This is a genomic window from Gorillibacterium sp. CAU 1737, from assembly GCF_039888655.1.
Classification (GTDB): Bacteria; Bacillota; Bacilli; order Paenibacillales; family NBRC-103111; genus Gorillibacterium.
This window is the reverse complement of the sequence record NZ_JBDQQO010000004.1, coordinates 210,187-233,549: the sequence shown is the minus strand read 5'-3', so window position 1 is coordinate 233,549 and position 23,363 is coordinate 210,187. Positions and strand designations below refer to the sequence as shown.

General features: G+C 56.3%; 24 protein-coding genes and 1 pseudogene. 3 read left to right on the top strand and 22 right to left on the bottom strand.

The window, feature by feature from the left end; all coding sequences use genetic code 11:
* Nucleotide 1: 1 nt before the first annotated feature.
* From AAFN83_RS10825 to AAFN83_RS10810, 4 genes are all read right to left on the bottom strand, one after another.
* Nucleotides 2–868 (bottom strand): carbohydrate ABC transporter permease, encoded by an 867-nt coding sequence (locus tag AAFN83_RS10825; protein WP_347769126.1) that lies wholly within the window; start codon nucleotides 866–868, stop codon nucleotides 2–4.
* Between the two features lie 79 nt (nucleotides 869–947).
* Nucleotides 948–2,321 (bottom strand): extracellular solute-binding protein, encoded by a 1,374-nt coding sequence (locus AAFN83_RS10820; RefSeq protein WP_347769124.1) that lies wholly within the window; start codon nucleotides 2,319–2,321, stop codon nucleotides 948–950.
* Between the two features lie 121 nt (nucleotides 2,322–2,442).
* The gene (locus tag AAFN83_RS10815) at nucleotides 2,443–3,696 is read right to left on the bottom strand and encodes a glycoside hydrolase family 125 protein (protein ID WP_347769487.1); all 1,254 of its coding nucleotides are present in this window, start codon (nucleotides 3,694–3,696) and stop codon (nucleotides 2,443–2,445) included.
* A gap of 316 nt (nucleotides 3,697–4,012) precedes the next feature.
* On the bottom strand, nucleotides 4,013–5,182 hold the full coding sequence (locus tag AAFN83_RS10810) for a GntR family transcriptional regulator (RefSeq protein WP_347769122.1): 1,170 nt from the start codon (nucleotides 5,180–5,182) through the stop codon (nucleotides 4,013–4,015).
* A gap of 186 nt (nucleotides 5,183–5,368) precedes the next feature.
* Here AAFN83_RS10810 and AAFN83_RS10805 point away from each other — a divergent pair, with 186 nt between their 5' ends.
* On the top strand, nucleotides 5,369–6,091 hold the full coding sequence (locus AAFN83_RS10805; protein WP_347769120.1) for an AAA family ATPase: 723 nt from the start codon (nucleotides 5,369–5,371) through the stop codon (nucleotides 6,089–6,091).
* A 619-nt stretch (nucleotides 6,092–6,710) separates the two neighbouring features.
* Here AAFN83_RS10805 and aguB read toward each other — a convergent pair.
* From aguB to AAFN83_RS10780, 5 genes are all read right to left on the bottom strand, one after another.
* Nucleotides 6,711–7,592, bottom strand: coding sequence for an N-carbamoylputrescine amidase (aguB, locus tag AAFN83_RS10800; protein ID WP_347769118.1), 882 nt, complete (start codon nucleotides 7,590–7,592; stop codon nucleotides 6,711–6,713).
* A gap of 24 nt (nucleotides 7,593–7,616) precedes the next feature.
* Nucleotides 7,617–8,645, bottom strand: coding sequence for an agmatine deiminase family protein (locus AAFN83_RS10795; protein ID WP_347769116.1), 1,029 nt, complete (start codon nucleotides 8,643–8,645; stop codon nucleotides 7,617–7,619).
* 204 nt (nucleotides 8,646–8,849) lie between these two features.
* Complete coding sequence (locus AAFN83_RS10790; RefSeq protein ID WP_347769485.1) at nucleotides 8,850–10,094, bottom strand: MFS transporter; 1,245 nt, start codon at nucleotides 10,092–10,094, stop codon at nucleotides 8,850–8,852.
* 150 nt (nucleotides 10,095–10,244) lie between these two features.
* A complete protein-coding gene (locus AAFN83_RS10785; RefSeq protein WP_347769114.1) occupies nucleotides 10,245–10,847 on the bottom strand; it encodes a TetR/AcrR family transcriptional regulator in 603 nt (200 codons plus the stop codon).
* 185 nt (nucleotides 10,848–11,032) lie between these two features.
* Nucleotides 11,033–11,461 (bottom strand): MarR family winged helix-turn-helix transcriptional regulator, encoded by a 429-nt coding sequence (locus AAFN83_RS10780; RefSeq protein WP_347769112.1) that lies wholly within the window; start codon nucleotides 11,459–11,461, stop codon nucleotides 11,033–11,035.
* Between the two features lie 121 nt (nucleotides 11,462–11,582).
* Here AAFN83_RS10780 and AAFN83_RS10775 point away from each other — a divergent pair, with 121 nt between their 5' ends.
* Nucleotides 11,583–12,170 (top strand): NAD(P)H-dependent oxidoreductase, encoded by a 588-nt coding sequence (locus tag AAFN83_RS10775; protein WP_347769110.1) that lies wholly within the window; start codon nucleotides 11,583–11,585, stop codon nucleotides 12,168–12,170.
* A gap of 66 nt (nucleotides 12,171–12,236) precedes the next feature.
* Here AAFN83_RS10775 and AAFN83_RS10770 read toward each other — a convergent pair whose 3' ends face one another.
* From AAFN83_RS10770 to AAFN83_RS10720, 11 genes and pseudogenes are all read right to left on the bottom strand, one after another.
* A complete protein-coding gene (locus AAFN83_RS10770) occupies nucleotides 12,237–13,826 on the bottom strand; it encodes a flotillin family protein (protein ID WP_347769108.1) in 1,590 nt (529 codons plus the stop codon).
* Nucleotides 13,827–13,830: 4 nt separating this feature from the next.
* On the bottom strand, nucleotides 13,831–14,367 hold the full coding sequence (locus tag AAFN83_RS10765; RefSeq protein ID WP_347769106.1) for an NfeD family membrane protein: 537 nt from the start codon (nucleotides 14,365–14,367) through the stop codon (nucleotides 13,831–13,833).
* 192 nt (nucleotides 14,368–14,559) lie between these two features.
* Nucleotides 14,560–15,000 (bottom strand): SRPBCC family protein, encoded by a 441-nt coding sequence (locus AAFN83_RS10760; RefSeq protein WP_347769483.1) that lies wholly within the window; start codon nucleotides 14,998–15,000, stop codon nucleotides 14,560–14,562.
* A 65-nt stretch (nucleotides 15,001–15,065) separates the two neighbouring features.
* Nucleotides 15,066–15,641, bottom strand: a complete 576-nt coding sequence (locus AAFN83_RS10755; RefSeq protein ID WP_347769104.1) for a suppressor of fused domain protein — start codon at nucleotides 15,639–15,641, stop codon at nucleotides 15,066–15,068.
* Between the two features lie 33 nt (nucleotides 15,642–15,674).
* On the bottom strand, nucleotides 15,675–16,187 hold the full coding sequence (locus AAFN83_RS10750) for a hypothetical protein (protein ID WP_347769102.1): 513 nt from the start codon (nucleotides 16,185–16,187) through the stop codon (nucleotides 15,675–15,677).
* 14 nt (nucleotides 16,188–16,201) lie between these two features.
* Nucleotides 16,202–16,582 (bottom strand): hypothetical protein, encoded by a 381-nt coding sequence (locus AAFN83_RS10745; RefSeq protein WP_347769100.1) that lies wholly within the window; start codon nucleotides 16,580–16,582, stop codon nucleotides 16,202–16,204.
* A gap of 81 nt (nucleotides 16,583–16,663) precedes the next feature.
* Nucleotides 16,664–17,337, bottom strand: a pseudogene (locus AAFN83_RS10740) (Imm3 family immunity protein).
* A gap of 52 nt (nucleotides 17,338–17,389) precedes the next feature.
* On the bottom strand, nucleotides 17,390–18,187 hold the full coding sequence (locus tag AAFN83_RS10735; RefSeq protein WP_347769098.1) for an ABC transporter permease subunit: 798 nt from the start codon (nucleotides 18,185–18,187) through the stop codon (nucleotides 17,390–17,392).
* 16 nt (nucleotides 18,188–18,203) lie between these two features.
* Entirely contained in the window at nucleotides 18,204–18,998 is a 795-nt protein-coding gene (locus AAFN83_RS10730; RefSeq protein WP_347769096.1) for an ABC transporter permease subunit, read from the bottom strand.
* Nucleotides 18,995–19,903 (bottom strand): ABC transporter ATP-binding protein, encoded by a 909-nt coding sequence (locus AAFN83_RS10725; RefSeq protein WP_347769094.1) that lies wholly within the window; start codon nucleotides 19,901–19,903, stop codon nucleotides 18,995–18,997. Before AAFN83_RS10725 ends, AAFN83_RS10730 begins: the two co-directional genes overlap by 4 nt.
* Nucleotides 19,904–19,918: 15 nt before the next feature.
* On the bottom strand, nucleotides 19,919–20,539 hold the full coding sequence (locus tag AAFN83_RS10720; protein WP_347769092.1) for a TetR/AcrR family transcriptional regulator: 621 nt from the start codon (nucleotides 20,537–20,539) through the stop codon (nucleotides 19,919–19,921).
* A 230-nt stretch (nucleotides 20,540–20,769) separates the two neighbouring features.
* Here AAFN83_RS10720 and pepT point away from each other — a divergent pair, with 230 nt between their 5' ends.
* Nucleotides 20,770–22,002 carry a peptidase T gene (pepT, locus tag AAFN83_RS10715; protein WP_347769090.1) on the top strand — a complete coding sequence of 411 codons (1,233 nt, stop codon included), beginning with the start codon at nucleotides 20,770–20,772 and terminating at the stop codon, nucleotides 22,000–22,002.
* Between the two features lie 85 nt (nucleotides 22,003–22,087).
* Here the strand turns inward: pepT and AAFN83_RS10710 are convergent, their stop codons facing one another.
* Both AAFN83_RS10710 and AAFN83_RS10705 read right to left on the bottom strand, forming a co-directional pair.
* Nucleotides 22,088–22,438 carry a hypothetical protein gene (locus AAFN83_RS10710; protein WP_347769088.1) on the bottom strand — a complete coding sequence of 117 codons (351 nt, stop codon included), beginning with the start codon at nucleotides 22,436–22,438 and terminating at the stop codon, nucleotides 22,088–22,090.
* Between the two features lie 19 nt (nucleotides 22,439–22,457).
* Complete coding sequence (locus AAFN83_RS10705; protein WP_347769086.1) at nucleotides 22,458–23,156, bottom strand: pirin family protein; 699 nt, start codon at nucleotides 23,154–23,156, stop codon at nucleotides 22,458–22,460.
* Nucleotides 23,157–23,363 lie beyond the last annotated feature (207 nt).

Genomic DNA, 23,363 nt, shown 5'->3' with positions numbered 1-23,363 from the left:
GCTACATTTTGATTTTAAGCGACTTCATGTAAGACAAGCTTGCCACGATGCCGATGAACAGGAGCACGAGCGAGATGGCCGTTCCGTACCCAAATTGGTAGTTGACGAAGGCCTGGTTGTACATGAAGACCGGAAGCGTTTGGGTAGACGTACCCGGACCGCCGCCCGTCATCGTGTAGATGAGCGTGAACACGCCCAGCGTTTGCAGCGTAACGAGCATCATGTTGGTGACGATTGAGCCTTTGACCATCGGGATGGTAATGTGGCGCAGTATTTGAAAGCCGGTCGCTCCATCGATTACGGCTGCTTCTTCCACATCTTTAGGGATTTCATCGAGCGCCGATTGGTACACCATCATGGAGAAGGCGGTCCCATGCCAAATGTTGGCGATGATGACGCTCACCATGGGGAAGCTGAACAGCCAGGAGACCGGCTTCAGCCCAATCCAGCTGATGATCTGATTGAGTGACCCGTTGTCGCTGAAAAAGGACACCATGCAGAACGCGACGACAATTTCAGGGGTAACCCAGGCAGCAATGACGATAATGCCGAGAATCCGGCGGAAGGTAACGTTCTTTTCTTTCATCAGGAGCGCCAGAATGAAGCCGAGCGCCACTTGGCCGATTACAGCCGAGAAAATCAAAAAGACCAGAGTACGCCATACACTGATGCGAAAATCAGGATCCTGGAACATATTGATGAAATTTCGAAACCCGACAAACTCAAGCGATTGGGCTGCCGCCCCCGTTAACGCCATGTTGGTGAAGGCGAAGCAAAACGTAAGAATGATCGGAAAGATAAAAAACACAAGCAACAACAGTACCGAAGGCATCAAGAACAACGCGGCTCCCGAATTCTTCCTCCCCATGACAACTCTCCTTTCTCGTGAAGAAGAAACGGTCGCCGCCTTGCCTAATGCCGACGACGACCTGCCTCTTCTGCCTTCTTTATTTCTCTTCTACGCTGTCTGCTCCAAGCGCGCGGGTTACGCCGTCCTTGAACTGCTTGACGGCATCTTCCGGGGTCAGCTTGCCGGTTGCGATGCTTTCCACAATGCTTTGCAGCTGAGCGGAGACCGTTGCATATTGGTCATTGGCCGGACGGAAGTGCGCGGTGTTGACCATTTCTTGAGCTTCTGCGATGAAGGTACGATCGGTGTAGCCCGTTACTTCCGTCGAGTCGTTGCGAGGGCTGAGAGCGCCTTCCGCAATGACACGAGCGGTAGCGTTATCGCGGTTCATCAGGAATTGCATGAACTTCCAAGCCGCTTCCTTGTTCTTGGATTTCTCCGGGATCGACCAGGCCCAGCCGCCCGACATCGTGGTGGCTCCAGGCGCTTGTCCGTTTTGCGTCGGGAACGGGGCAAAGCCCATCTTGTCCTGTACATTTGCGATCGGAGCAGCGCCGTTCTCGAACCAGGTAGAGCCGGCCCAGCTGCCGTCAACCGCCATGGCGAGCTTGCCTTGCGGGAAGAGCTGCTGGAACGCGATGCTGCCGGCTTGGCCGTTCAGAGCGACCTGCAGGGAAGTCCCCGTCTTGTCCACGTTGAACACTTGGTTGATGAACTTGAAGGAATCCAACAGCCCCGGGCTGTTCACGACCCACTTCTTGGTGCTGTCGTTGTAGAGCGTGTCGTTCGTGCCGTACAGAAGCATCTCCAGCGTCTGCATCGTCACGCCTTCGCCGCTCGACTTGCCGACGATCAGGTTCAGCGGGGTCACATCCGGGAACTTGGCCTTGATGGTGCGGGCTGCTTCCAGCACTTCTGCCCAGCTTGCAGGCTTGAAGGGAACGGCGATACCGGCCTCGGCCAACAGCTCCTTGTTGTACCAGATGCCGCGGGTGTCGGTGGTCGCCGGAATACCGTAGATCTTGCCGTCTTCCCCGGTCACGCCGGCCTTCAGGTTTTCGATGATGTGATCCTTCCAGTCCGCCCAGCCGCCCACTTGGGAATCTAGTGCCGACAGGTAACCCGCCGCCGCATCGGATTTGATGATCGACGTATCTTCCGCCACGATGTCCGGTGCGGTGTCTGCGGACTTCAGCTGCAGGACGATCTTGGAGGTGTAGTCTCCTTCGCTCGCCAGAATCGGAGCGATGTTGACTTTGATATCCGGGTTTTGCTTTTGGAATTCTTCCACGAGACCGGATTTAAAGTATTTCGTCAGCGTGTCTTCCGAACCGGAGGAACGGAAGGTGATCGTTACGTTTTGCTTGCCATCGGAAGAATTCGACTTGCCGCTCGAACAAGCGGTCGTCAGTACGAGCAGAGACGCCATCGTCGCCGCCAGGATTACCTTCCCTTTTTTTCCTTGTTTCATCTGTGTTCAATCCCCTTCGTTTTTAGGATCGTAGGTGCTCTCCGGTGTCCTTATCTCTAAAAGGCTTCTCTCTATGAAGTGTAGGATGAACTGGTGTGCATGCTATTGTCCCAAGCCAGGCTTACTTGCGGATGCGAATCCCGCAGTAATCCATAATCAGCTCGCTGAACAGCATGTTCGACCAGGAAAACCACGGTCTCGTGAAAGCGTGCGGATCTTCTGCCGAGAAGCTTTCGTGCGTCAAATCGGTATCGGCGTCCGTCTGCTCGATCAGGCGAAGCATCCGGGACTTCTCCTCCCGGTCCGGGGACGTCAGCCCCTGCATCGAGAGAGCGATGTGCCAGATGTAGCCCGAGGGCGTATGCGGACTTCCAATGCCCTCAGCCGCTTGGCCGCGGAAGAAAAATGGATTCGCTTCACTCAAAATGAACCGGCGGGTGTTCTGGTAGATCGGGTCTTGCTCATCGGTGTAGCCCAGGTACGGAAGCGAAAGCAGACTCGGGACGTTGGCATCATCCATCAGGTTGTAGCTGCCTTTCCCATCCGTTTCATAAGCATACAGTTCCCCGTAGATTGGATGGTTATAAGTGCCATGTTGGCGAATGCCCGCTTCGATCTCGCTCGCCAGGCTGAGGGCTTCCTCGGCCAGCTTGCTGTCTTCGTAAACCGTTCTTGCGATCTCATCCAGGTAGCGAAGCGCCACAACCGCAAACATGTTGGAGGGAATCAAATAGCCGTATTCGCAGCAATCGTCGCTCGGGCGGAAGCCGCTCCAGGTCATGCCGGTATAGGCGGTTTCGCTTCCTTTTCCCTCGCGGACCAGCGTGTCGGTCTCCGGGGCATTTAACCGTTGGAACGTATACGGAGACTTGTCCTCGTGATGCTGCTCCACCTTCCAGAGCTTGATGATTTCGTACGCGGCTTGGCGGAAGGTTTCGTTGAAATGCTTCACACATCCGCTGTTCTTCCAGAGCAAATATCCGAGTTGGATGGGGTAGGCAAGGGAATCGATCTCGTACTTGCGCTCCCAAATCCAAGGATTCATGGCCGTTCGATCCTCTTGATGGCCCTTGCCGTTTGCTTCCTCGTTGAACGCATTCGCATAAGGGTCCTTCAGGACAAACGTCATTTGCTGTTCTACCAGACCGGCGATCATCTTCGCAATCCCCTCGTCTTCTTCAGCGAGGACCAGATAGGGTCGAACCTGGGCTGCCGAATCACGCAGCCACATTGCGGGGATATCGCCTGTTATAACAAAGGTGGTGCCGTCTTCTTTTTCTTTTATGGTGGTCAAGATGGTATTCGTAAAGCAGTTTTCGAACATTCGCGCCAGTTTGGGCTCGTCCTTCAACGCTTCCTTGATGCGAGAAACCATCCGAGTAATGGACTCAGGAATCCTTCTTTCCACATGAAGCGACAATCATCTTCACCTTCCTCTCTTGTTGTTCAGTATGAACCGCTTTCATTATCCTAAACGCTATAATCTGATATGTCAATATACTATATTTTATCAATGATATATTTATTTGATTTTTTATATCATAGTATATGAATGTATCGAAATTCACAAAAAAGAGACCTCCTAAGAGGTCTCTCGTTTGCATTGGGTATCACTCGGCCTTTTATCCGCGAACGTCCACACCCGCCCGAGGATCGCTGACGCCCTGTCTTTTCCGAAAAGGATGCCTCCCTTACTGGCCGGTTGCTGAATCTTCCCGAACCTTACCGGTCGATCTTCCCTTAACCAAGGTCGCAGGGAGCAAGATCCGCTGCACGGAATGGTCGTCATGGTTTTGAGTCAGCACCATTTCCAGCGCTTGCTTGCCCATCTCAAATTGGTCCTGGCGAATGTGGGTAAAGCGGAAGCCGTCAATGGCCTTGGGGCTGTCAAAACAGATGATCGACAGGTCCTCGGGAATGCGCAGCCCGAGCTTGGCCGCCGCCGCTTCCGCCAGCAGGGCGATATTGTACTCCGCCGCAAAAAGCGCCGTCACCTGGGGATGCTGCTTCAAGTGATCCACGAGCATCTGCACATCGTGCACGCGCGCTTCCGGGTCAAACACATTGGGCATCGTGGAAAAGAAGGTCTCCATCCACTGCTCCCGGTTCACGAGGATTCCGTATTCCGCATGCGCCTCCACGATCCCTTCAATGCGCTCCTCAATCGCCGTGGTGTTGATCGGCGGCGTTGTGAGGAAGGCTACCTGGCGGTGCCCCAGCTCGAACAGGTGCATGGCGCCCTCTTTGGCCGCCTTCACGTTGTCCGTGCTGACGGAAGAGGCGGGAATGCCCTTCAAGTATCGGTCCACCATGACGAAGGGGAACTTCTCGATGACCAGCTTGAGGATCTCGGCGCTGAAGTATTCCCCCTGAGCCGGGAAGATGATCAGTGCATCGACGCCCAGCTCCAGCATTTCGCGGATGATCTGCTCTTCCTGCTCGGCAATGCCGAACGATCTCCGCACGACGAGGAACGCACCGTTCTCCCGGCTCGCCTCCTCCAGCCCATACAGCAGCTCAGTCCCGTACATGTCGCTGAAATTCGTGATCACGAGGCCGATCAGCTGACGCTTGCCGTTCGGATCCTTGGCGAAGCTGATGTAGCCGGAAGGCGCGGACTGCCGATGCGACCTGGATTCCGCTACAAAAGAACCCCGACCGGGCTGGCGGACAATGGAATTCTCCGCCACCAGCATCTCCAGCGCCTTCTTGCTCGTGATGCGGCTGACGCCAAATTCGTCGCAGAGCTCCTTCTCCGAAGGCACCCGCTCTCCGATCTTATAGACTCCCTGGTCAATGCGCTCGCGCAACGTCTCAAATATTTGCTCATACATCGGCTTCGATGATGAATGACTAGCCAAACCCAAGCACCTCCATCAATCCTTGCAGCAATCCATTCACCCTAATATATCATGTTATATTAGGTTTAAACAAGATGTGTGATCCCTACTTTGTTGTGAAAATGTTCCATGAAGAAGAAAGTGCCGTCTCCCGCTCTATGAATTATGGTATAATCGCCCCTAAATTGAGTTGCAGGAGGGTGTGCAGTGAATAGCCTTTTTCTTCGCAGCGTGGTGCTGAAACGGGACAAGGTGGAGAATCCGCATCGGTATCCCTTTTCCCTGCCCGTCGTCCGGTACTTGGACAAGCTGGATTTGCACGAGCCGGTCACCTTCTTCGTGGGAGAAAACGGCACGGGAAAGTCGACCCTCCTGGAGGCGATTGCCATTCAATATGGCTTCAACCCGGAGGGAGGCTCGAAGAACTTCCAGTTCTCGACGTACTCCTCCCACTCGGAGTTGAGCGAAGCCCTTGCGTTGTGGAAAGGGGTACGCACGCCGACAGACGGCTTTTTCCTGCGTGCGGAGAGCTTCTACAATGTTGCTTCGGAGGTGGATGCGATGGGGCTGCAAAAGAGCTACGGGGGCAAGTCGCTTCACGCCCAATCCCATGGCGAGAGCTTCCTCTCCCTCCTGCTCCACCGCTTTCGCGGCAACGGCCTGTACCTCCTCGATGAACCCGAGGCCGCCTTGTCGCCCTCCCGCCAGCTTGCCCTGCTTGCACGTATCCATGATCTCGTCGAGCAAGGCTCCCAGTTCCTCATCGCCACCCACTCGCCGATCGTGCTCGGGTATCCGGGGGCGGCCATCTACGCCTTTGAGGAAGATGGCCTTCGACGGACCTCTTATGAAGAGACGGAGCACTATCAGCTGACGAAGGCTTTCTTGAACAATCCTGCGGCGATCTTAAGGGAGCTGTTTGCGGAGTAGAAAGGGATGGTGGAGCCGATGGAGTTTAAGTCGGCGGGGCCGCTGACGGAGTTTGTGGGAGCGGCGGCGGGAGCTGGAGTGGGAGCAGGGGCAAGAGAAATGGTAGGGGAGACGATTTAATGTTGCACACTCCCCCGTTCTTGGCGAGCGGACACTTCTGGAGGATAATTGAAGCGATAAAGTGCAGCCTGCACGGTGCACCCGGTAGATGAGGGGTTTGAGCAATTTAAGTATCTCCCAAATACCTATTTCGACGAAAACCCGCCGCCATGACCAAATAAGGATGTCTGAGATACCTAATTCACTCTATCAGCCGGTAAATGAGGGGTTTGAGCAATTTAGGTATCTCCGAAATCCCTATCTCGGCGAAAACCCGCCGCCATGACCAAATAAGGATATGTGAGATACTATTTCCCTCTATCGCCCGGCTTATGGGAGAAGTTCATGTGATTTCACAAGTGTGAATCGCGCGCCCCCCTCTCCAAGCGTGAACTGCAATCGACAGGTCCTCTCTCTCGAACTCACACGCGGACCAAAAAACAGCAAAAAGGAGCGGAACAACCAGACAGCCTCTCGCTTGTCTGGCTTGTTCCGCTCCCTTTTTCTTGCTGCAGGCAGCTTAATGCTTCACCGGCGTAGAGCCGTCGTAGGTTGCGATGATGCCGTACAGGTCCGGACGGCGGTCTCGGAAGATGCCCCATTCGAGGCGGCCTACTTCCAGTGCGTCCAGATCGAATTCGGCTGTCAGCACTCCCTCTTCGGTGCGTCCGGCGTCCGCCAGCTTGTTGCCCTGCGGTCCGGCGATGAAGGACGAGCCGTAGAAGGTGATCGACGAATCCTCATCGGATTCGACACCGATGCGGTTCGAAGCAATGACCGGGATCAGGTTGGCGGCAGCATGGCCGAGCATGGCCGTCTGCCAATGATCCTTGGAGTCAATATCCCCGTCCTGCGGCTCAGAGCCGATTGCGGTCGGGTAGAACAGCAGCTCCGCACCCATCAGCGTCAGGCAGCGGGCCGTCTCCGGGTACCATTGGTCCCAGCAGATGCCGATGCCGATCTTCGCATAGCGGGTGTTCCACACCTTAAACCCGGTATCGCCCGGGTTAAAGTAAAACTTCTCCTCATAGCCCGGGCCGTCCGGGATATGGCTCTTGCGGTACGTGCCCAACACCTCTCCATCGGCGTCAATGACGGCGAGTGAGTTGTAGCGGGCATAGTTCTTCTTCTCGTAAAAGCTGATCGGAAGCACCACCTTCAGCTCACGAGCAACTTCACGGAAGTGAGCGATCGCGCGGTTCTCTTCCAGCTCGGTGGCGTACCGGTAGTAGTCGGCCTTTTCCTTTTGGCAGAAGTAAGGCGTCTCGAACAGCTCTTGGAGCAGAATGATTTGCGCTCCCTCGGCAGCGGCTTGCCGCACGAGGCGATCCGCCTTGGCGATGTTTTCTTCAATCTGGCTAGAGCAGCTCATCTGGGTAGCTGCAACCTTTACCATTCTCATGGGCATGTTCCTCCTGTCATAGGGTTATCGGGCAGCCGGCATTTGCTGCGTCGTGCAGTGGACGTTCCCGCCCTCGCGGATGACACCCATGCCGTTCACGGTACGAATGCGGCGGTCCGGGAACTCCTTCTGCAGCGCTTCGGCTGCAAGGCGGTCGGTCTCTTCGGCTGCGCCTCCGAATACCGGCAGAATGATTCCGCCGTTCACGAAGTAAAAGTTCAAATAGCTCAGTGTCAGCCGCTGCCCTTCATACTCGGCATAAGGCGGCTGCTGCAGCTTTACGATCGACAAAGAGCGTCCGGCGGCGTCGGTCGCCTGCTCCAAAATCCGCAGGTTTTCTTGCGTGATGGCGTAGTTCTCGTCCGACGGGTCCTCGCACACCTGCAAAATGACGCGCCCCGGCGCAGCAAAGCAGGCCGCATTGTCGACATGTCCGTCAGTCTCGTCGCCCGCCAGCCCTTGCTTCAGCCAGATCACTTGGGTGATCCCGAGATGGAGACGCAGCTGCTCTTCGATCTCTTCCCGGCTAAGCCCGGGATTGCGGTTCGGATTCAACAGGCACTCCTCGGTCGTGAGGAGCGTGCCTTCTCCATCGACATGGAAGGAGCCGCCCTCCATCACAAGCGGTGCATCAAAGCGGCGAATGCCGTAATGCTCCAGAATCGCCGGCGCTACCTGATCGTCCAGGTCCCATGGAGCGTACTTGCCGCCCCAGGCGTTGAACTTCCAATTGACCCCGGCGATCGCTCCCTTGTCGTCCAAGACGAAGGTTGGACCGTTGTCGCGGAGCCACGCATCGTTGTGCGGAATCGGCAGGCAGGTGATGACCTCGTCCGGGAACAATGCCTTCACACGAGCAAGGTCGTCCGGGTTCACTACGACGGACACCGGCTCGAATTCGGCAATGGCGCGAATGAGCTCGGCATAGCCGTCGCAAACCTCGGCGTAATTCTCGGGGTAAACCATGGAATCCTGAATCGGCCAGGAAATAAGAGTCCGGGAATGGGGCGCCCATTCCGGCGGCATTGTATAGGTTAAGTCTTTCGGATACATGGCTTCCCTCACATCATCAAGTAATAATCGATCCTCTGACGCACCTTTTTTAAACGGAACAAGAGGGAGGTGCCCTTCAGACCTTCTTCATCATACCCGAAAAAGGGCCGGGTCTCAATCACCGGAAAGACGTGCCAGACAGGCAACCTCAACCCTGGCCCCGTATCACCAAAGCTATGCCGTTGATCCTTCAAGACTTACGAATCAAGAGATCGCCGGCACCTTTTTCTCTCCCGGCTTCCGCCCTTTGCGGGCGCGAACGGACAACAGGAAGCTGAGCAGCAGAACCACGCTCGCCAGCACATAAGGAGCGTTGACGTTGGCGTCGAGCAACACCCCGGCCACGATGGGTCCGATGATGTTACCGAGGCTCGTGAAGGCGGAGTTTAGTCCCGCTACATAGCCCTGTTGATCCTTGGCAAGCATCGACATCTGGGTGCTGATCGTTGGCCGCAATATATCGGTTGCGAGGAAGATGATGAACGTAAAGGCGCAGATAATCCAGAATTTATGAGCAAACAGCACGAGCAGGACGAAGATGGCCGCTACGAGCAAGCACGCCGAAATGACGCGCTTCTCCCCGAAGGTCTTCAGAATCCAGCTGAAGGCCGTTACCTGAACGACCGCTCCGGCAATGGAGCCAAAGGTCAGGATGAAGGCAATGTCATCCGGCCCAAAGCCGAACTTGTGGTCAACAAACAACCCAAAGATTGTCTCGAAATTGGCAAGACCGAACGACATGACAAAAACGAGAATGAGGCTGAAGAAATACGGTTCGCGATAAGACATGCGAAGCTGAGTCCAGAGGCTGATTCTCGGCCCTTGCTGGGAAGGAGCTTCCTCCTGGACCGTACTTGAGCTGCGTTCCTTCAGGAGCAGGAAGGTCGCCAGCGCCGCCACCAGGCCCGCCACCGCAGCGATATAGAAGGGGACACGCAGGCCGAAGGTGGCGAGGTAGCCGCCGATCCCGGGCCCGATGATAAACCCGGTCGAGATCGCGGCGTTGATGTAGCCCATTCCGGCAGCGCGTTCTTCCGGGGTCGTGATATCCGCTGCATAGGCCATGACGGCAGGCATGATCATCGCGCCGCTCACTCCGCCGAGCATACGGGCGACAAAGAGCAGCCAGGTGTCGTTGGCGACACCGAAAAGCCACTCCGAGAGCGCAAACACGAGCATCCCGGAGACGATCATTCGTTTACGGCCAAAGCGGTCCGCGAGCCTCCCGGCAACGGGAGAGAAGAGAAACTGCGTCAGGGAAAAGGCAGCCACCAGCAGGCCCGCAATGCTGCCGGTTACCCCCATCTCGTTCATGAATTTCGGCAAGATCGGAACAATCAGGCCGATCCCGGTAAACATAAGAAACAGGTTCAGAATCAGGAGCAGCAGCGCTCCTCGGTTTTTCAATAACAGCTTCATGGTGATCCTCCACTTCGATGCTCCAAACATCATACTGAATTTTTATTCTATATCTAGCGTTAAAAAGAGACGTCCCCCGTGATTGCTCCCATCAGGTTGATCGACATCGGTTATTCAACTTCAGGTTATCACCATCGGTTTAGCGGCTGCGTAATAGCCAAACCTTTCCGCTTTCTCCCATCAACCGGGATCTCGTCTGGCTACACCATGCAGAAAGACATCCATCGCGCCTCGGTAGGCGGCAAGCGCCTCGTTCCGGCTCATCTTTCGCGCGTGCTGGGTCAGTCCGTACAGCAAGGCATCCAGAATGGTCGCGGTCTGAGCGACATCCTCGATTTCGAATTCACCGCGTTCCACCCCTCTCTGCAAGAGCTCCCGATTAAAGCGAACATATTCGGCAACCATCCGATCCATGCGCTCCTTAATATCCGAGGCCTTCTCCGAATCGTTATAGAATTCGTCTGAAGCCTTCGTGAGCGGGTGGCTGATCTGATCGAGTGCAACCTGCTCCGCCAAGCCGTACAGTTCCTCGGACGAGGTGGTGAAGGTCGGCTTCTTCGCATTCCAGTGGTCATCCCATTCCCGATCCGAATCCTCCAGGAGCGACAGAAACAAGCCTTCCTTGTTCTTGAAATGGTAATAGATGTTGCCCGCACTGCAGCCGGTGGCACTCACAATATCCTCGATGCAGGTCGCCTTATAGCCCTTTTGGATGAAAAAAGGACGGGCCGCTTCGAGAATTTTCCGTTTGGTGAGCTCACTTTGCAGCTGCTTTTTGTTCATGGCGATGCACCTCCTTTGGGATACTGAACATTTATTCAGTATTCTATCAGACCGCGTCGAAGAAAAGCAAGAGCTTTCCCTTACCAAACTGCCGCCAGTTTATCCCGCAAGAAGCGAAGCTGGTCTCAACCTAATCCTCCAGAAGATACACACGATCAGCGTTGAGTGACGCGATTCTCCCCACCCTAGGAAAACACCTTGCGGTGAAGAAGCTCCATCGCCCGATACAGCTCCTCCCGTTCCGCCTCGGACTCTGCCTCCAGCCGATCCGCTATGCGCGCTTCCATCTGGCCGAACGCTTCGCCCATCGCTTGTGCGCCTTTGGCTGTAAGGCGAATGATCTGCCTTCTCCGGTCTTCCTCGTCGTCTCGCTTCTCGCACAGCCCCTTTTCCGTCAGCTTGCGAACCTCCCGGCTTGCATTGGACAGGGGCATGCCGAAGCAATCGCTAATTTCGCTTAAGGTAAGCGGCTGCTCCAGCGCCAAGTGCTGCAGAATGCCATATTGAATCGGAGTGACGTCCCCCGGTCGAGATTGCTTGTCCAGCTCATGCCGAAGCCGGTCCACCGAGGCAACGAAGCCCGTCAGCTTTTCAAAAAATGCTTTGTTATCCATGCCCAATCAACTCCCTTCTCCTACAATAACAAGCCGAGCTTGCGCATTCAATTATCATTTGACAACAAAATGGAGCCATGTTACTTTTTAATTATCAAAAGATAGCAAAGGGAGTGCAGGCATGAAGATCCTGATCATCTATACGCATCCGAATCACGAAAGCCTGAGCCATGCCTTCCTGAACAAGGTGCTCGAGGGAAGCCGAGAGAATTCCGCCGTCCAGGAAGTCCGGGTGACGGATCTCTATGCAGAGGATTTCGATCCCCGGCTCGTCTTCAACCACGAGAAGCGCAGACGCGACATGCACCTCGACCCCCGCTTGGAGCAATACCGGCAGGACCTCTTGTGGGCGGATAAACTGGTCTTCATCTATCCCCTCTGGTGGGGACGCCCGCCGGCCATGCTGCTCGGCTTTATTGACCAGATGTTCGCCTCCAACTTCGCATACCGGGCTACCGGAGGCTTGTTCCCCGAAGGCTTGCTCAAGGGAAGATCGGTCGTATGCATCACCCCCATGCAAGGGCCGACTCATTATCCCCTCTTCTTCCTGAACAATGCCCACAAGGTGCTGATGAAACGCGCCCTGTTCGGCTACGTGGGGATGAAGAAGGTGAAATTCTTCGAGTTTGGCAGCATGGAGAAACCGAACGGCAAGCAGGCCAAGCGGCTGGAGCAGATCTACCGCTATTTCAAGCAAATACGGGCATGATAAAAACGGAAGGAGCTCCAAGAGGAGTTCCTTCCGTTTTTCGCTAGGCGGTGGATTCGATTCTGATCATTCGGTTACCGGGCCGGGAGCTGCTGGCGGCGTCGGAGCAGGCGCCGGTCTCGACACAACCGGAGCGGCCAAAGGCGCGGCCGGGGCAGGCGCTGCGGCGGGAGCCTTCTTGTGCATCAGGTTCTGGATCAAGCCGTTCAGGTCGAGACCCGATACGTCCTTCAGCATGGCAGGCGCTGTCGCCATCAGCTCGGTGACGTAGTTGCTGACGCGGGCTGCTCCTTCTCCCTTGCCTGTGTCGACCACCGTTAGCTTGTCAATGGACGAGATCGGCTCGGCAATCTTGCCAGCCAGTTCGGGCAGCATCTTCACGATGATGTCGAGCACCGCCGCTTCGCCGAACTTCTGGAACGCCTCGGCCAGCTTCTCCTTGGCTTCGGCTTCTGCCAACCCGCGCAGGCGCACCACCTCTGCCTCCGCCATCCCCTTTGCACGCTCGGCATCAGCGATAGCCTGGCCTTCGAGGCGCTTCTGCTCCGCGCTTGCCTTCGCCTGACGCTCGATGCTATACGAGAGCGCATCGGCTTCCCGCATCTTGCGCGCCTTGTCGGCTTCCGCCGCCTGCTCGACCGAGTAACGGTCGGCGTCGGCCTTCTTCTTCACTTCCGCGTCGTACTGCTTTTCGCGGACCTGAATTTCCCTTTGCTGAAGATCGATCTCCCGTTCCTTCCGGACGAGCTCGACCTTCATCTGTTCCTCAACGGCGAGCTGCTTCGCTTTCGCCTCTTGAATGAAGTAGGCCTGGTCGGCTTCCGCCTTCGCCGTGTCCTGCTCCTTCTTAAAGGCAGCGACCTTCAGCTCCCGCTCCTTCTCGGCTTCCGCAATGTTGGTATCGCGGAGCAGCTCCGCCTTTTGCCCTTCCTCGGTTGCCTTCGCCTTCTGGATCCGCGCATCCCGCACGGCTTCCGCCTCGGCGATCTCGGCATCCCGCTTGACGGCGGCGATCCGCGGCTTCCCGAGCGCATCCAGGTAGCCCTGCTTGTCGCGGACGTCCTTGATCGTGAAGGAGACGATCTGCAGCCCCATCTTCTTCAAGTCCTTGGCGGCAACACCTTGAACCTCTTGGGCGAAGCGGTCCCGGTTGCGGTAGACTTCCTCTACGGTCATCGTCCCGAGGATGGCCCGAAGGTGGCCTTCCAACACTTCCTGGGCTTCACCCTTAAGCGCTTCAATGGGCTTGCCCATGAATTGTTCGGCGGCCGTCGCGACATCCTCGACAGAGCCCCCGATCTTGATGATAGCAACCCCATCTGCGATAACGGGAACGCCTTGCTCCGTGTAAACCTCCGGCGTCGAAACGTCCAGCTTGTGCGAAAGCAAAGACAGATAATCCGCCTGCTGGAAGATCGGCCAGATAAAGGCGCCGCCGCCGCGGACGATCTTGATCTTGCGCCCGGAGCTGAGCGATTCCTCCGTGTCGCTCGTCACGTTCTTTGTTCCGAGGAAGGACCCCGTTACGATCATGGCTTCGTCCGGTCCTACTGTCTTGTACCGGGCCATGAAAGCGATACCAAGTAAGACGATGATGGCTACCACGATGGCTGGAATGAGCCATACTTCCAAGTTCATGCTACCCCAATCTGGCATGTGTTCATGAGTCTCCTTTGGTCATATTTTCAAATCGGGAGACGTAGACCGCACCGTCCTTCACCTCGACGATCACGACCCGTTCCCCGGCCTGAATAGCGGTTTGTTCAAAGCTTCCGGCAATCTGATTGGAGAGTGAAGCGCCTGTGCGCACCAGAATCTCGCCATACCCGTTGCCCGGAATCGGCACGAGAACCTCTCCGACCTTGCCGGTAAGTCCCTTCATGCTGTACCCCGTCGAATTCTCGCTGTTCAGCATCGGGGTAACATAGAAGCGATGGATGAAAAACGCGGCGAGCAGCCCGGCCGCAACGGCAATGAGAAGAGCCAGCAACAGCCCAGCCGATCCATAGAGCATCGCCATCGCTCCGGCTCCGCCAAAAACGGTGACGAAGGTCGCGAGCACCGTCGGGTTCAGGTAGTCCGCCGACAGGAAATCCAAAGCTCCGTCGAGCGCTGTGCTGAGCACGTCTCCGAGCAGCACGGAGACGATGGCGAACAAAGCTCCGAAGATCAAACACCCGATAAACACTTGAAGCATGCCGTACCATCCTCTCCCTCTTGGACTTCTCCCGCGCGGGTTCGTTCCCCTTCTTCTCGGTTCGATTGCCTACCCGTTACTACGCAGAACCATGCCAAATGTTTCAAGATTTGTGAAAGTCGTTTCTTATTCTTATGACCGTCACAGAGAAAAAAAGGCCGGCAGCCGCCGACCTTCCATCCATTCGCTGCATTAAAGCCCCTCTGCCACTTGAACAAGCTTGGCCAGAATACCGGTCCAGCCGCCGGCCATTCGCTCCCGAACCTCAGCATGGGATTGACCGAACTCGGTCACCTCTCCCTCTTTCCAGCCGGAGTGAATGAGCGTGAAGGCCGTCTTTCCCTCGGAGCTCTCTTCCAGCACAAAGGTAAGGAGCCAATCCTTGCCCCACTGAAAGGCTAGCCGGTTCGGCGGCTGCACCTCGGTTACCTTGCAGGGGGACTTGCCGAAGGGGCCGGCCTCCAGAAGAAACGCGTGGCCTTCCGCAGGCTCCAGATCACTTTTCATAAACCAGGAGGCCAGGCCGTCGGCCGTAGAAGCGAGCTTCCACACTTCCGAGATCGGCGCGTTAAGAATAGCCGTTTGGCGAATATCAGGCAAAGGCGTTGAAGCAGAAGAATCATGAGTCGTCATCGTGATGAGCTCCCTTCCCGTGAGGTCCAGTTTTCCCTGCATCCCGTAGCTTTACTCCGTTATCCTTACACGACGGATTTCCGTTCCAGGTCCAATAGATCCACATTCCTCTGCTCCCACAAGTCTTCCAACGCCCCCGTCCCCTGTTCCTGGGCGAAGACATGTTCACTCTCGGATAGGGGGGCCGGAAGCAGCCAGGTTACGGTTTTATCGGGAAAATCAAGATCAGTCAATCCCTTCCACAAAAAAGGAGAAACGAAGAGAACGTGCTTCATCTCAACATCTGGATAATACATAGGGACGATATTGCGAAAGACTTCTCCGTGCGAAAGAGAATCCCCCGAATTGATCACGTGAAAGGCACAAGTGGCCAGCATATTGGGATAATCCTTATACTTGGATGAGCATGCCCCTGCAAGTTCAACCCGAAGCTGCTTTCCGCTAACGGTGTATCCGATCGAATAAGCGGACAGCCCGATCGTAGCACACGAAGTTATTCCATCCCAAGGTCTATCCGCAACATTCAGGATATCCACATGGCTTTTATTGGCCTCATCCCAATACTTCGAAACTTGCGGCTTGCCCCCGAACGCTTGCAGGGCCCACTTCGCAATCGTTTTACTTTCCAGCGAAACCGCCATTTTATCCTCCCCTTATGATTTTCTTGCTCTTGTTCACGTATAGCAGGCTCTTTCCCATGCCCCTCCTGTTCTCTTCTCATAAGCCACAACCCCTTCTTTTGAGAACCTTTTCTCCAGCCATCCTACCGTTTGAGGCAACCCCAGATTCTTTTCCACAATCATTTCATCCTGCAAAAAAGCCAGGAAAAGAGAGGTCGATTCGTGGCTATTCGATAAGAAAATGCCCCGTAATTCGTTGTACTGCGAGCTGAAGAACAAGCTGATGGATTCAATGTTTAATTGGATCTCCTCCTTGCATTCCTCCAGCCCATCGTAACGATCAAAGAGGTTGAAGTCATCCAGCTCCTCGATTCGATGACCGGATAGCAGCGGATTCATGCCTCTTATATAAAGCCCCGTGACCTCGCCATCCACTTTTTCCAGAAAAACAACGTGGTCCAATCGTTCGCGATCTTCGGCGTCATGCAGGTAAACAATGAAAACCAGTTCTTTTTGGCCAAAAAAGTAGTCTGCCTTCTTCATAAAGGAAGCCTGGTATCGATTCATAACGAATCCCCCGATCACCGAATGGTTATTGGCTTAGTAGCGGTCAGCACCTTTCCGCTATGGCTTCCGTCCTCATGCGGCAAGTAGACGAGGAGCGATACCTTTACTTCATAATCCCCCGGCAGCAGCTCCGAATCATCCTGGTCCGCAGCATCGATCAGCCTGTAGATCGGGGTGTGCTCGGTGATCGTGAGGGTTCCCTTTGGAAGACTCATGGTGGAGACGATAAAGGAACCGAAGACTTCCTGACCATCCCGGTAGAGCATGATTTCCCTTAGATCGATCTTGTCCGTGATGACTTCCTTCGTATCGGATGAAATCGCGGCCACGACAGGAACCGTTCGGGCTCCTGCCCGGTAGTCGAAGTCCTCCAGCAGATGAATCGTGAGCTTCATTCCTTTCCATCTCCCCCAGCATCCTTATGATGATGAATCCGCCAAAATCACGCGTACCGGCACCCAATCCCACTCTCATGGTCATCCGACGATTCTCTGAATTCGCAAGGACAAGTCGATCCTCTCTTCATCGGACAGCTGTTCTCGAAGCTCATCCAATGGATAGGACTGAATCTCCTGGAGCAAAGGCCTTGCATGCGGGTCCTCTCGCTGACCCTCTTTGATGAATTCGACCACCGTTGTCTTCACAATGAGATTCTCGGACCTTGTATTCTTGCAATCCCGATCAAACCTTCTCAGGACAGCAGGCGCCATCTCATCTGCGTCGTTTTCCCGAAGCCAACTGCTAATGAAGGTCCTAACTTCCTCGGTTAATTCCCGATAGAGCCATCTGGCAAAAGAGCATTCATCCACCGGCAGCTCTTCGATTCGTTCGAGAATATGCTTTCGCCTTGTCTGCAGATCCGTCCATTGCTCTGCGGTTACCTGCGCCTGCAGCTGTTGAAGGTTCAGATCGATCAATTGCGCGACCGTTCGTTCCTTTGATCCTTTGAACACCCTTCCTGCTGCAGCAAGCGCTCGCCATACGCGATGGAGATTACGGCCCTCTCCATTTCACCGCGCTTTTCTACGCCCTCATACTCATCCCATGTTCGGGCAAGCGCCTCTCTCGGGCTGTAGCCGTCCTCTCGATAATCCAGATAATCTTCAGCAAACGAATCAAAAAGCTCTTCATACTCCCATTTCAGGCTCAACGGTACTCCCCACCTATCGGATCATGATCGTATATCAGAAGCACGAGTGCCTTCAACCCTGCAAATCCCGCTTCCCCATTCCTCGCAAAGCAAGAGCAAGGAGAAGCGCGGTGAGGACGAGGGCAAGCCCCAGCAGGCCAAGCTCGGGGCCGTCCCCGTTCAGAATGCGATGTGCGCTCACGTACTGAAACGGGGTGAACACCCTGAGCACCGTCAGCCGGTCGCTGAGCTCCGTCAGGAGCGAGAGCAGGAACGCCGCGAACAGCAGGGTGCCGGAGAACGCGACGGCTTGCTTCGGGCGGCGGCTCCCCGCCGCAATGGCGGCGCTGGCTGCGAGAAACAGCGCCTGGACGAGCAGGAGCCCCAGAATCAGCTCGGCTACCGGACGGCCGAGCGCTTCGCCCGGGGCGTACAGCGACAGGCTGACGAGCGAGCTGACCCAGGCGGTCGCATTCACGAGCAGCGCCTGGACGAAGGCGGCGGCCAGCTTCCAGCCGACGATCGCGCGGCGGGACAGCGGCTTGGCGAAGAGGAACTCGCTTGTCTTGTCGCGCTCTTCCTTGGCGATGATCGAGGCCCCGAGGAGAACGGCATGGGCCGCAGCCAGCAGGAGGAGATAGAAGAACATCGTCCCGAAGTAGCCGCTGGCCTGCGACAAGTCGAACCCGGAGGTGCCGAAGATCACTTGAAGGGAGCGCGGCATGCGATTCATCAGGTCATTCATGGCCTGGCCGGAGGCCTGAGCCGCGGAATACTTGCTCATTCCCGCCAGCATCAGCAGGAAGACGCCGATGCACCAGAAGAGCAAGGAACGGCGGCCCGCCTTCCACTCTCTGCGAAACAACATCATCTGACCCGTCTCCTCTCTATACTGCGTGGATATCCTTGCGTCGATAGACGATATAGGCCGTAGCCGTCAACAGAACGAGGAGCGCCAGCTCCAGGAGCAGGAAGCCCCCCTCATAGGCTGAATGGGCACGGATATACGCAGGATCGTAATAGCGGAACGGGGTCAAGTAACGCGCAGCCCGTTCGCCCACGAGCGAGGCCACCATCCCGACGGCGAAGAAGCCGAATACAACCGACAGGGATAGAGGAAGGACGCTGGAGACCTTTGGCAGCAGGGCCGCCAAAAAGAGGCCCAGTCCCCAAAAGAGGAGCTGGATCAGCCCCACCGTAAGCGTAAGCAGGGCAAGCGGCCCGTAGTCCACTTCAGACGAGACCCCTCCGGCGACCGCAAGCACCGTGAGTAGCAGCACGAGATTGGTCACAAGCAGGGAGAAGAGCGCCGCAATCAGCTTGGCGGTGACCACCTGCGTCCTGGTAACGGGCTTGGCGAGGAGGAAATCCGCTGTCTTGTCGCGCACCTCCCGGGAAAGAGGGCCAAGCCCCGCATTCGTCGCCTGAATAGCAGCGGCCAGAGAGAGGTAAGTGAGCACAAAGGAGAAGTACCCATTCAGCGATGTCAGGTCGCCTGTCTTCAGTCCGATCACTTGCTTCACTGCATCTGGATAGGCGTCCAGCAGCTTGTTAAAGATCGCCGCATCTCGGGCAAAACCCGGGTAGAAGGCCAAGAGGAGCACGGCCGTTGCGGCGAGCGCAAGCGACCACAGGAGGGTGGATCGGCGTAAGGCTCGCCACTCCATGCGAAGCAGGTTCATGCGCCCTCCTCCTCCCGGCGGACGTTGTGGTTCTCGTAGTAGTGGAGGAAGATCTCTTCCAGATCCGGCTCCTCGATCCACAGGTTCGCAAGCGGCAAGGCCGCCAGCTTGGCGGTTAACGGCGCCAGGTCCCCCCGATACAGGAAGCGAATGCTTCCCTGCTGCCGCTCCTCCCGGCTTACTCCCTGCATGGCGAAGTAGTCGGAGGGCACCTCCCCTGTTGTCTCCAGGCGAACCCGCTTGTTGGCGTTTGCGGTCAGCTCACGCACCCTTTCAAGCGCCACAAGCTGCCCCTCCTTAATGATCGCCACGCGCTGACAAAGCCGTTGAACCTCACTCAGGACATGCGAGGAGAAGAAGATCGTCGTTCCCTTCTTCCCCTCCTCCATGAGTAGCTCGAAGAACCGCTGCTGCATAAGCGGATCAAGGCCGCTCGTGGGCTCGTCAAGAATCACCAGCTTCGGCTCATGCAGCAGCGCTTGAACGATACCGACCTTCTTCTTGTTGCCGAACGACAGGTCCTCGATGCGGCGCGACAGATCGAGCTCCATCCGCTCCGCCAGCTCCTTCATGCGCCGGGTATGATCGCCCTTGTAAAAGCTGGCGGAATACGCAAGGAGGTCCTTCACGCGCATGCGATCGTAATAGAAGACTTCCGAAGGGAGATAGCCGATTTCCCGCTTGATTTCGGCGGACTCCCGAACGCAATCCTTGCCAAGCATCCAAGCCCGGCCGCCCGTCGGGTGAATGAGCCCGAGCAAGGTCCGAATGGTGGTTGATTTGCCCGCTCCATTCGGTCCGATGAAGCCAAACGTCTCGCCTTCATTCACCGAGAACGTAAGCCCGTCGATGCCGCGGCGGGTTCTATATGTCTTCGTCAATCCTTCCAGCTGTATGGCGTTCATGATGATCCCTCCCGATTAGGAATAAAAGGCTCGCCGCAAAAGCTCCAGGTACCGCTTTGTCTCTTCCGTCATCTCCTTATAGGGAACGGCGCCCGACTCTTCGGGCTTGAATTGCTTCAGCAGATGGTCCCCGACTTTCTCCAGCGACCAGAGAATCAGTTGAATCGCCCGCCCCGGCTCGATCCCTTCACGGAACCGGCTGAGGTCAATTCCGCTTAGCACCTCTGGCATCTCCTCATTTTGCAGGATGCGAAGCTGCTCCCCCAGCTCGGGCTGGACCGCTGCTGACGACTCCAGGTAAGCCGTCTCCAAAAACCGAAAGAGCTCCGGGTGCCGCTGCCAGATCTCCAGCTTCATCCCCATCATCAGCTCCAGTCGATCAAGGAGATCTGGCTTCCTCCATTCCTCCGCTGCATAGAATTCCTTCATGGTGAGCTCCGCACCGTACTGGAAGAGGTAGAGGTAGAATTGCTTTTTGCTCGTAAAATAGTGGAACAGAAGCCCCTTCGAAATGCCAGCCTCCTTGACAATGGCGTTCGTGGAGGCACGGTCGAAGCCGTTCGCGGCAAACTCCTTCATGCCTGCATTGAGGATGCGCTCCCGCTTCTCTGCCTCCAGGGCCAGAAACTTCTCCATCTGGCGATCGTCCTTTCCCCTTAAACCCTTGCCTTGGTGTCCGTTATCCACTGACCACCCTGGTCAACGCCAGTGTATGTCCCCTTCCGAATTTTGTCAATCTCGAATCTCATCTGCCTATTCCGCCTCCTTCTCTGCCCATGCTCCGTTCGTTCCGCACGCGATCCCGCTTGCATGCCCGGCGCGGGTTCATGCTACAATAAAGGGACGAAAGGGAGATGATGGAACGAATGAAACAAGAATTGATCGAACGCCTGATTCGGTACGCCAAAGTGGAAACCCAAGCAGACGATAACAGCGAAACGTGCCCTTCCACCCCGGGACAGCTGGAGCTGGGCCGCCTGCTCGTCGAAGAACTGAAGGAAATTGGGCTCTCGGATGCCTCCATGGATGAGAACGGCTATGTCATGGCGACGCTTCCCGCCAACACGGACAAGCCGGTGCCAGTGATCGGCTTCCTCGCCCACGTGGACACCGCCCTCGACATGACGGGCACGAACGTGAACCCGCAGATCGTGGAGAAGTACGATGGCGAAGACATCGTGCTGAACCGGGAGCTGGGCGTCGTGCTGTCGCCTCGCGAGTTCCCCGAGCTTCCGCATTACAAAGGCCACACCCTCGTTACCACCGACGGAACGACGCTACTTGGAGCGGACGACAAGGCGGGGATCGCCGAGATCATGACCGCCCTGCACTACCTGACCGATCATCCGGAGATCGAGCATGGCACGCTTCGCGTCGCCTTTACGCCCGATGAAGAGATCGGCCGCGGCCCGCATAAGTTCGACGTGGCGGCTTTCGGCGCCAAGTTTGCCTACACGCTGGACGGCGGTCCGGAGGGCGAGCTGGAGTATGAAAGCTTCAACGCCGCACAGGCCAAGATTGTGGTCAAAGGAAAGAGTGTTCACCCGGGTACCGCGAAGAACAAGATGGTCAACTCGCTCAAGCTTGCCATGGAACTGAACGCGAAGCTGCCGGTCTCCGAAGCACCGGAGCACACCGAAGGCTATGAAGGCTTCTTCCACCTGAACAACCTGCAAGGCGAAGTGGAAACCACCACGATGAAATACATCATCCGCGACTTTGACCGCACGAACTTCGAAGCGCGCAAGCAGCTGATCCAGCAAATCGTGGCCGAGCTCAACGCCGCTTACGGCGAAGGAACGTTTACCCTCACGATGAACGATCAATACTACAACATGCGCGAGAAGATCGAACTGTCCATCGAAGTGGTCGACATCGCCAAGGAAGCGATGACGAACCTGGGCATCGAGCCGATCATCCGCCCGATCCGCGGCGGCACCGACGGCTCGCAGCTTTCCTATATGGGCCTGCCGACCCCGAACCTGTTCACGGGCGGCGAGAACTATCACGGCAGATACGAATACGCGTCCGCTGACGTGATGGAGAAGGCCACCAAGGTCATCCTCGAAATCGTCAAGCTGTATACGGCGAAAGCCTAACAAACGGCGAGGAAAACAATAAGACGCCCCCAACCGCTGCCATGCGGGTTGGGGGCGTTTGTTTTTGAGAAGAGAAGCGAAGGCTTCAGAATTCATCGGGCACGTATTCAATGCGGGAGTCGGCGCGGATCACCAGCTCCTCTCGATCCCGGTGATATTCCACCGGACCGTTCAACACGTAATACCAGCATTTGACTGTAGGCCGATTGGGATAATCGCGAAAGAGGAAGACGTTCAATTCTTGCCGCCATTCCAGAATCTGCACGACGGCGGAGGAGGGGGCGATGCCAATGGTAAAGAGCCAGCCCTCGCCGTCCGGCTCAACCCTGTACTGAATCTCGGGGTCCTGCGAGCTGTCCACGAAGGTTCGACCTCCGACCCCGTGCTTGATCAGGAGCTTTTCCGTTCCTTGCTCGGTTGCCGCTTGGTTGGTCATGTTCTGCGCCTCCTTCCCGTCAGGGGAGATCGATCAGCATGAAGAAGCTGTCGGTGATGCTCGCGAGGGCAAGCTCCGGCGTTCGCGTGATGCGGGCGGCATCGCCCTCTCGAAGGGTCTCTCCGTTTGCATGAAGCTCGCCTTCGATGACAAAGAGGTACGCGCTGCGCCCCTCCGCCTGCTTATGATGAAGCTCACTCGCCGCCCTCATCCGGCTCAAATAAAGCGTCAGGTCCTGGTGAATAGCAGTCTGCCCCGCTCCCCCGACGGGAGTAACGACGGGCAGCAGCCCGTGGGAGAGCTTTTCCTCCGGGTACTGACAGGTCTCAAAGGAAGGCTCTCGCCCCCGCTCGTCAGTCATGAACCACAGCTGCAGAATCCGCATCGGCTCCGTCTCAGAAGCGTTGTACTCGGCATGGATCACACCGCGCCCCGCACTCATGCGCTGGACCCCTCCGGCGCGGGTAATCACCGTATGCCCCAGGCTGTCCTGGTGCTTGATGGCGCCTTCCAGTACCACGGACACAATCTCCATGTCGCTGTGGGGGTGAGGACCAAAGCCCTCGCCGCCCTGTACAATGTCGTCATTCATCACCCGCATGACGCTGAACGCGGTGTTGTTCGAATCAAAATAATCGCCAAAGGAAAAGCTGGCCCGGCTCTTCAGCCAACCCCGATCAACCTGGTGCCGGGATTCGGCTGGATAGACACGTATCATGACAATCCCTCCTTCGTCGGTTTGGGGATAGTGTATCATGAATGGCGGCCTCACCCAAATCAGCACGGAGTCCCTTCGGCTGTTGCAGCAGAGCCCCGTCACGCTTGCCGGTTCACGGGCATTTCGCTGGAGATTGGGGTATGATGATGGAGAGAGAACCATTCTCAAACGTTCTCCCATCATCATTCAGCGGGCGCTTGCATCGCC